Source organism: Aminobacter sp. P4_H6_2 (assembly GCF_056400805.1).
Genome location: NZ_JBFUKO010000650.1, coordinates 1 through 2,904 on the forward strand (window position 1 = coordinate 1; position 2,904 = coordinate 2,904).

The 2,904-nt window shown below is 58.3% G+C and carries 4 protein-coding genes; all 4 read right to left on the minus strand.

Annotated features, from left to right (window positions below; all coding sequences use genetic code 11):
* The coding region (gene arsH, locus AC1DUU_RS28065) for an arsenical resistance protein ArsH (RefSeq protein WP_476786618.1) at window positions 1–668 on the minus strand (668 nt) is incomplete at its 3' end.
* Window positions 643–1,065 (minus strand): arsenate reductase (glutaredoxin), encoded by a 423-nt coding sequence (gene arsC / locus AC1DUU_RS28070; protein ID WP_476786621.1) that lies wholly within the window; start codon window positions 1,063–1,065, stop codon window positions 643–645. The genes arsH and arsC, both read right to left, overlap by 26 nt.
* The gene (arsB, locus tag AC1DUU_RS28075; RefSeq protein WP_476786619.1) at window positions 1,065–2,126 is read right to left on the minus strand and encodes an ACR3 family arsenite efflux transporter; all 1,062 of its coding nucleotides are present in this window, start codon (window positions 2,124–2,126) and stop codon (window positions 1,065–1,067) included. The genes arsC and arsB overlap by 1 nt, the downstream gene beginning before the upstream one ends.
* Before the next feature lie 89 nt (window positions 2,127–2,215).
* A complete protein-coding gene (locus tag AC1DUU_RS28080) occupies window positions 2,216–2,563 on the minus strand; it encodes an ArsR/SmtB family transcription factor (RefSeq protein ID WP_476786620.1) in 348 nt (115 codons plus the stop codon).
* Window positions 2,564–2,904: the final 341 nt, after the last annotated feature.

Below are 2,904 nucleotides of genomic sequence, written 5' to 3' on the forward strand. Positions count from 1 at the left end.
CTGTAGCGGTCGGTGAGGTAGCCCGAGACATCACGCGTCAATAGGGTGAACTTCACCAGCTCTTCCATGACGTCCACCACGCGATCGTAGTAGGAGGACGGGTTCATTCGGCCTTCGGAGTCGAATTCCTGATACGCTTTTGCGACGGAGGATTGGTTCGGAATGGTGACCATCCGCATCCAGCGGCCGAGTACGCGCATCTGGTTGACCGCATTGAAGGATTGAGATCCGCCCGACACCTGCATCACTGCAAGAGTGCGACCCTGCGTCGGCCTGATCGAACCTACAGCAAGGGGGATCCAGTCGATCTGGGATTTCATGACGCCACTCATTGCCCCATGGCGCTCAGGACTAGTCCAGACTTGGCCTTCCGACCATCGCGAGAGTTCGCGAAGCTCCTTGACCTTCGGATGATCAGTGGGTGCACCGTCAGGCAAGGGAAGCCCCGTCGGGTCGAAGACACGCGTCTCTGCCCCGAAGTGTTCGAGCAAACGAGCGGCTTCCTGTGTGAGGAATCGGCTGTAGGAACGTTCTCGCAGCGAGCCATACAGAAGCAGAATGCGTGGCCGGTGGGTGGAGGAGGGGGCGGACAGAAGGGCAGGGTCAGGAAGCCGAAGGGCCTCCCCTACTATGTTTGGCAGGTCAGGCAACTCGGTTTCCTTCGGCATCGATCAACAGCTCACCGTCTTCCTTGTGGAAGGGCCCCTTCTGGGGGAGCGGGAGGATTTCAAGAACGACTTCGGATGGACGGCTGAGGCGTACGCCCCAAGGCGTCACGACGAATGGACGATTGATCAGGATCGGATGCTCCAGCATGGCATCGAGCAATTCGTCACTGGTAAGCGTAGGATCTTCCAGACCGAGCTCAGCGTATGGTGTGCCTTTCTGCCTGATGGCTCCACGCACTGTCAGACCCGCCTTGGCAATCAGGTCCTGGAGGACTGCACGCGTCGGAGACGATTGCAGGTACTCGATCACTGTTGGCTCGATGCCTGCATTGCGCATCAACGCCAACGTGTTGCGCGACGTACCGCAGGCGGGGTTATGATAGATAGTGACGTCCATCATGCAGTCCTTTCAGCTTCCTTGGTTGCGGTGACTGCCGAGCCGCGCTCGTACCAGCCCTTGCTGCGGTTCACGATCCAGACGACTGACAGCATCACGGGAACCTCGACCAGCACGCCGACAACGGTAGCGAGGGCTGCGCCTGAGCTGAAGCCAAACAGGCTAATGGCGGCCGCAACTGCCAGCTCGAAGAAGTTGGATGCACCGATCAATGCTGACGGACCGGCAACGCAATGCTGTTCACCGGAAATGCGGTTGAGCAGGTAGGCCAGCCCCGAGTTGAAATAGACCTGGATCAAGATAGGAACGGCCAGCAGCGCAATGATCATTGGCTGCGCGATGATCTGCTCACCCTGGAAGCCAAAAAGCAGGACAAGCGTCGCCAGCAAAGCCACGAGGGAGAGGGGCTGCAGCGTATGAAGCAGACCGTCGAGCGCCTTCTGGCCAGCTGAGGCGAGTAGCCGGCGTCTTGCCACCTGGGCGATGATCACGGGAATGATGATGTAGAGCACCATCGACAGGACGAGCGTGCCCCACGGAACTGTGATCGCAGACAGGCCTAGGAGCAGTCCGACGATCGGCGCAAAGGCAACCACCATGATGGCATCGTTAAGCGCCACCTGGGACAGGGTGAAATGAGGTTCGCCCTTGGTCAGGTTCGACCATACGAAGACCATTGCTGTGCAAGGGGCGGCCGCGAGGATGATGAGGCCTGCAATGTAGGAATCGATTTGATCGGCTGGCAGGTACGGGCGGAAGAGCCAGCCGATGAAAAACCAGCCCAGCAGCGCCATCGAGAACGGTTTCACAGCCCAATTGATGAAGAGGGTCACGCCGATACCGCGCCAGTGCCGCCCGACCTCGCCCATGGCAGCGAAGTCGATCTTCAGGAGCATCGGGATGATCATCAGCCAGATCAGAACGGCGACGGGGACGTTGACCTTGGCAATTTCTGCACCTCCGATGGCCTGGAACACGCCCGGCATCAGATGGCCCAAGGCGATACCCGCGACAATGCAAAGCGCAACCCAGAGGGTCAGGTAGCGTTCAAATGTCGACATGGCTCAGGCTGCGTCCGTGCTCTTTGAAGTAGACCGTTCCAAGCGGCCAATCACTTGGAGGAGGTGGTGGACCTCCACCTTCCTTGCGGTCATTGGACAGTATCCGTTGGTTCACAGCATGAGGGGGTGAGGGCAGGTGCGCAAATGGCGGGGTTGCCCGCGCAGCAATCCTCCATCAGGAAGCGGATCAGGCCACTCAACGCCTGGAATTCAGCTGAATAGATGATCGACCGTGCATCCCTACGGGCAGCAACCAGACCGCTACGTTCAAGTTCCTTCAGATGGAATGAAACGTTTGAGGCCGACACCCCAGCGGCTTCTGCAATGTTACCTGCGGGCATGCCTTGCGGCCCCGCTCTTACCAGCAGCCTTACAATCTTGAGCCGCGTTTCCTGGGACATTGCCCCAAACGCAATCAGCGCTTGACGTTCATCCATATTTCAACAATCCTAAAAGTGTCAAAATGACAGATAACGCAGATGCTCGCACCTGACAACCGCGAATTTGAACGGGTCATTGAAACGGCTTTTGATGGGATCGCGATTGGCGGGTTGCTCGGCTTCCTTGCAGAGCATCAGTAGAAGCGGCTTTGGCGTCGGTTCGCAGCTGAGCCTCAACGGCCAAGCCTAATTTGGGTACCGCACCACCATCTTCAGTCGCAACAGCATCGTCCGCGCGGGCTACCGCGCGCTGTACCAGGACTACGAGAACAATGACTTCCATTGGGAAGTCACCCAGCATGGGCCGGTTTTCGGAGTGTCAATGCAGTTCTGAACGG